This is a genomic window from Candidatus Methylomirabilota bacterium (genome assembly GCA_035315345.1).
Taxonomy (GTDB): Bacteria; Methylomirabilota; Methylomirabilia; order Rokubacteriales; family CSP1-6; genus CAMLFJ01.
In genome coordinates this window covers 1-5,620 of sequence record DATFYA010000138.1, presented here as the reverse complement: position 1 = coordinate 5,620, position 5,620 = coordinate 1, and the positions used below count along the sequence as shown (strand labels likewise).

Below are 5,620 nucleotides of genomic sequence, written 5' to 3'. Positions count from 1 at the left end.
ACGTTGCGGGCCGGGAAGTCGAAGTACTGGCCGTGGTGCTCGACCGACTGCTGGGTGAAGCACGGCACCAGGACGCGCACCGCTTCCTCCCAGACGTCACGCTTGTCCCTCACGCGGCGGCCGAAGGGATGCAGCTCTACGGGACCCTGCCCCTCACCGAGCCCCAGCTCCACGCGGCCGCCGGAGAGCAGATCGAGCGTGGCCACCCGCTCGGCCACCCGGATCGGATGGTTGGTCGGCAGCTGCACGATGCCGTGGCCGAGCCGGATCCGGCTCGTGCGCTGCGTGGCCGCGCCCAGGAAGACCTCGGGCGCGGAGGAGTGCGAGTACTCCTCGAGGAAGTGATGCTCCACCTCCCACGCGTAGTCGTAGCCGAGGCGGTCGGCCAGCTCGATCTGGGTGAGCGAGTCCTGGAGCAGGCGGTATTCGCTGTCCGGCCCCCAGGGCCGGGGCAGCTGGTGCTCGTAGAAGATGCCGAACTTCATGACGCGCGCAGGAGGCGTCCGGGGCCGCGCGCGCCGTCGGGGCCGGCCGCCTCCGGCATTCGCCCCGCCTCGATGACCGGGCGCCCGTTGACGAACGACCACTCGATGCCGCTCGCCCGCTGCACCAGGCGCGGGCCGCCGCCCGGCAGATCGTGGACCATCTCCGGCTCGTGGTCGGCAATGGTGCGCGGGTCGAACACCGTGATGTCGGCGGCGAGCCCCGCCGCGAGACGGCCGCGGTCGCGCAGCCCGAAGAGATCGGCGGGCATCGAGGTGATGCGGCGTACCGCGTCCTCCAGCGAGAGCGCTCCGCGCTCGCGCACCCACTGGCCCAGCAGGCGGCTGGTCTGGCCCGCCTCGCAGAAGAGGGTGAGGTGGGCCCCCGCGTCGGAGAGGCCGATCAGCGAGCGCTCGTGGGTGAAGATCTCGGCCACCGAGGCCGCGTCGGTGTTCATGGTGGCCACCGTGAACTGGGTCTGCAGGTCATCCTCGAGCGCGAGATCGAAGAAGGCGTCGACGACGTCCTGCCCGCGGCGCGCCGCGACCGCGCTGACCGGCAGGCCGATCAGAGCCCGGAAGCGCTCGGCGCCCACCGCGGCGACCCGCAGCGGCGCGGTGTCGCCCCGGAAGAGCGTGGTGCGCCCCACCGACGCGCGGAACTCTTCGCGGAAGGCCGCGTCCCGGAAGATCGCGCGCCAGCCGCCGACCGGCGCGTCGAGCACGCGCTTCCACACCGGGAAGCGGAAGAACACGAAGGCGCTGGAGAGGTCGAAGGTGGCGGTGAGCGGCGACGTCGTCACCTGAGGATAGATGGCCACGCCGTCGCGCGCGAGCGCCTCGACGCGCGCGAGGATCGCGCGATGCTCCTCGGGACGCGACGGATTGTGCCGCAGCGACACCAGGGTCACCGGGCGAGCGGCGGCCCGGGCCAGCTCGGCGAAGCGATCCACCTCGGCGACGCGGTTGGGACGCGTGCCCCCGATGGTCAGCTCGACGATGCCGCGCCCCGAAGCGCCCATCGCGCGCGCCAGGCTCGTCAGCTCGTCGTCGTGGGCCACCCGGCTCGGGACCGGGCGGCCGCGGTCGCCCACGTGGTTCTTGTTCGTGGTGGACGAGAGCCCGACCGCGCCGAGCCGCATCGCGTCGGTGACGAGATCGCCCATGCCGGCGATCTCGTCGGCGGTGGCCTCGCGCTCCCACGCCGCGTCGCCCATCACGTACTGGCGGATCGCGGAGTGGCCGATGAAGCAGCCCACGTTGGTCCAGGGCCCGATCCGCTCGAGCGAGTCGAGATACTCGGCGAAGGTCTCCCAGCCCCAGCGAATCCCGCGGGTGAGCGCCTCGAGCGGCATGCCCTCCACGTAGGTGAGCATGCGCATCAGCGTGTCGCGGTCGGCCTCCCGGCACGGGGCGATCGTGAAGCCGCAGTTGCCCATGACCACCGTGGTCACGCCGTGCCACGACGAGCAGGAGGCGAGCGGATCCCAGGTGATCTGCGCGTCGTAGTGGGTGTGCGGGTCGATGAACCCGGGCGCGATCACTAGACCCGCGGCTTCTATTTCCCGCTTGCCGCGGCCGCTCACCGCGCCGACCTCCGCGAGCCGCCCGTCCTGCACCGCCACGTCGTCGTGCCGGCCCGGCGCGCCGGTGCCGTCGACGACGAGCCCGCCGCGAATCACGAGGTCGTATCGGGTCGTCATGGGGGCCTACTGTACGGCAACTGCAGGGTTCTTGACCACCCCACCGCCCGGCGCTACCCTCCCCAGCACCATGACGAAACGAGCGACCGTCGAATCGACCGCCGACGCGTATCTGGAATTGCTGGCCGCCCGCGGCGTGGAGTACTTCTTCGCGAACGCGGGCACCGACTTCGCGCCGATCATCGAGGCCTACGCGCGCCGGAGCGCGCAGGGCCAGGCGAGCCCGCGCCCCATCACGGTGCCGCACGAGGTGCCGGCGGTGGCGATGGCCCACGGCTACACCATGGTCACCGGGCGGCCCCAGGTCGTGATGGTCCACGTCATCGTGGGCGCGGGCAACGCGGCGGGCGGGGTGATCAACGCGGCGCGCTCGAACCTCCCGGTGCTGTTCTCGGCCGGGCGCAACCCGATCACCGAGGCCGGGGCCGACGGCAGCCGCGATCGGCCCATCCACTGGGCGCAGGAGGCGTTCGACCAGGCCGGGATGCTGCGTGAGTTCGTGAAGTGGGACTACGAGCTGAAGCGCTTCGACCAGCTGGAGACGGTGGTGGATCGCGCGCTCACGCTCGCTCAGTCCGAGCCCCGGGGACCGGTCTATCTGACCCTGCCGCGCGAGGTGCTCGCCGAGCGGCACGACGCCATCGAGTACTCCGACCCGCCGCGCGCCGCGGTGCCGGCCGCGACGCTGCCGGATCCCGCCGCGGTGGACGAGGTCGCGGCCATCCTGGCCGGCGCCCGCAACCCGATCATCATCACCAAGGCGGCCGGCCGCGACCCGGCGGCGGTGCCCGCGCTGGTGCGTCTGGCCGAGTCGCTCGGGGCCCCCGTCTTCGACCAGTTCCACACCTACGTGAACTTCCCGCAGGATCACGACCTGCACGGCGGGTTCGAGGCGGCCCCGCACCTCGACGAGGCGGACGCCATCCTGGTCATCGAGTCCGACGTGCCGTGGTTCCCGCAGGTGAAGCGCCCGAGGCCGGAGACGCGCGTGATCCACCTGGGCGTGGACCCGCTCTTCTCGCGCTACCCGGTGCGCGGCTTCCCGATAGACGCCGCGCTGGCCGGCACCCCGCGGCTGTCGCTGGCCGCGCTGGCCGACGCCATCGGCAAGCGGGTGGACCGCGCCGCGGTGAGCGCGCGGCGACAGCGGTGGACGCAGGCCGGGACCCATCGCCGCGAGGCCGCGCGGGCCAAGGCGGAGAGCCTCCGCGCCGACACCCCCGTCGACATGCTGTGGCTGTCGCGGGCGATCGGCGAGGTCGTGGACGACCGCACGATCGTGGTCAACGAGTACGATCTCGACGCCACCCAGTGCACGTTCACGCGGCCGGGCAGCTACTTCGCGGCTCCGCCCTCGGGCGGGCTCGGCTGGGGGCTCGGCGCCGCGCTCGGGGCCAAGCTGGCCGTCCCCGACCACAACGTGATCTGCTGCGTGGGCGACGGCGCCTACATCTTCGGCTCGCCCACCGCGTCGCACTTCGTGTCGCGGGCCTACAACCTGCCGGTGCTGTTCGTGGTCTTCAACAACCGCACGTGGAACGCGGTGAAGCGCGCGGTGCAGACCTACGCGCGCGACGGCTGGGCGGTGCGCACCGACACCATGCCGCTCACCGCGCTCGAGCCGTCGCCGGACTACGAGATGATCTGCCGGGCCTCGGGCGGCCACGGCGAGAAGATCGAGGATCCCACCGCCCTGCCGGCGGCGCTCCGGCGCGGGCTCCGCATCGTTCAGGAAGAGAAGCGCCAGGTCGTCCTCAACGTGATCTGCAAGAAGCCGTGAAGATTCTCGCCGCGGGGCCCAGCGGTCCGCCGAGCGAGCTCGATCCCCTGCGCGCGGCCGGGCACGAGGTGGTGATCGGCCGTCCCCTGGACCAGCCGGGGCGGGCGGCCTACACCGAGGCCGACCTGGGAGCGGCGGCGCGCGACTGCCACGTCGTCCTGGCCTCGCATCTCGACTGGATCACCGCTTCCGTGATGGAGGCGGCCGCCTCCGTGCGACTGGTCATCGTCCCGTTCATCGGCACCGACAAGATCGACGTGCCCGCCGCCTCCCGCCTCGGCGTGCTCGTGGCCAACAGCCCGACTCCCGAGAACTTCATCGCGGTGGCGGAGGCCACCATCGCGGTCATCCTGATGCTGCAGAAGCGCATCAAGCACAACGAGGCCAAGCTGCGCCGCGGAGAGTGGGCGCAGCGCGGCGACCGCGGCGAATTCCTCTTCGGCAAGACGGTGGGGCTGGTCGGCCTGGGCCGCGTGGGCTCGCACGTGGCGCGGCGGCTCGTGAACTGGGACGTGCGGCTGATCGCCTGCGATCCCTACGTCTCGGACGAGCGCGCGCGGTCGCTCGGCGCCACCCTGGTCGACCTGCCGACCCTGCTCGCCGAGAGCGACGTGGTGTCGCTGCACGCCTCGCTCACCGACGAGACGCGCCTGCTCATCGGGGAGAAGGCGCTGCGCGCGATGAAGCCGGGCGCGATCCTGATCAACACCGCCCGCGGCGAGATCGCGGACGAGGAGGCGGTGGCCCGCGCGCTGACCGAGGGCTGGATCGCGGGGGCCGCGCTCGACGCCTTCACCCGCGAGCCGCTGCCCGCGGCGAGCCCGCTGCGCGCGGTCGACCCCGAGCGGCTGATCCTCACCCCGCACAACGTGAGCCACAGCGAGGCGGGGCGCCGGGCGAACCTCGCGCTCGCGCTGTCGCAGATCCTCGCGGTCGGCCGGGGCGAGCCGCCTGTCCATTGCGTCAACCCGGAGGCGATCGCGCGCTGGAGGACCCGATGAGCCCGACCGCGTACTCCATCATCGACGCCGACGGCCACGTGACCGAGTCGCAGGAGCAGGTGGCGAAGTACCTCGACGCGCCCTACAACCGGCGGCCGCAGAGCTTCCTCTTCTACCCCTGGGACGGCTGGGACCGGCGCATGCTCGGCACGCTCGGCGACGTGGCCGGCAGCGCCGAGCAGTGGCTGCGCGCCCTCGACCGGGGCGGCATGGAGCAGGCGGTGCTCTATCCCACCCTCGGCCTGTTCCTGTCCTTCCTGAAGGACCGCGAGTGGGCGGTGGCCCTCTGCCGCGCCTACAACACCTTCCTTCACGAGGAGTTCGTCAAGCAGACCCCCCGCCTGCAGGCGGTCGCGCTGCTGCCGGTGCAGGATCCCGACGCGGCCGCGCGCGAATTGCGGCGCGCGGTGACCGAGCTGGGGCTGGTGGGCGCGATGCTCGCGGCCGACGGCAGTCACCTCCTGGGCGACGCGCGCTTCCTGCCGGTCTACGAGGAGGCCGATCGGCTCAACGTGATGCTCGGCATCCACGCCTCCGGCTCGCACCTGGGCGGCGGCGGGCTCGAGCTGTTCCCGCGCTTCATCCAGGCCCACACCTGCTCGCACGCCTTCGGGCAGATGCGCCAGCTCACCTCGATCATCCTGGAGGGCATCC

General features: G+C 72.4%; 5 protein-coding genes. 3 read left to right on the top strand and 2 right to left on the bottom strand.

Annotation, left to right across the window (positions count from 1 at the left end; translation table 11 throughout):
- A partial coding sequence (locus tag VKN16_18770) for an LLM class flavin-dependent oxidoreductase (protein HME96256.1) occupies positions 1-485 on the bottom strand: 485 nt, incomplete at its 3' end.
- Entirely contained in the window at positions 482-2,185 is a 1,704-nt protein-coding gene (locus tag VKN16_18765; protein HME96255.1) for an amidohydrolase family protein, read from the bottom strand. The genes VKN16_18770 and VKN16_18765, both read right to left, overlap by 4 nt.
- 70 nt (positions 2,186-2,255) lie before the next feature.
- On the opposite strand from VKN16_18765, the gene VKN16_18760 reads away from it, so the two are divergent.
- From VKN16_18760 to VKN16_18750, 3 genes are all read left to right on the top strand, one after another.
- Complete coding sequence (locus VKN16_18760) at positions 2,256-3,965, top strand: thiamine pyrophosphate-requiring protein (GenBank protein HME96254.1); 1,710 nt, start codon at positions 2,256-2,258, stop codon at positions 3,963-3,965.
- On the top strand, positions 3,962-4,966 hold the full coding sequence (locus tag VKN16_18755) for an NAD(P)-dependent oxidoreductase (GenBank protein ID HME96253.1): 1,005 nt from the start codon (positions 3,962-3,964) through the stop codon (positions 4,964-4,966). The genes VKN16_18760 and VKN16_18755 overlap by 4 nt, the downstream gene beginning before the upstream one ends.
- Positions 4,963-5,620: amidohydrolase family protein (locus VKN16_18750; GenBank protein ID HME96252.1), on the top strand; the 658-nt coding region annotated here is incomplete at its 3' end. The genes VKN16_18755 and VKN16_18750, both read left to right, overlap by 4 nt.

Excerpts from the sequence above, each read along its gene's own strand:
- VKN16_18765 (HME96255.1), bottom strand. The coding sequence starts at position 2,185 with ATGACGACCCGATACGACCTCGTGATTCGCGGCGGGCTCGTCGTCGAC.
- VKN16_18760 (HME96254.1), top strand. The coding sequence starts at position 2,256 with ATGACGAAACGAGCGACCGTCGAATCGACCGCCGACGCGTATCTGGAA.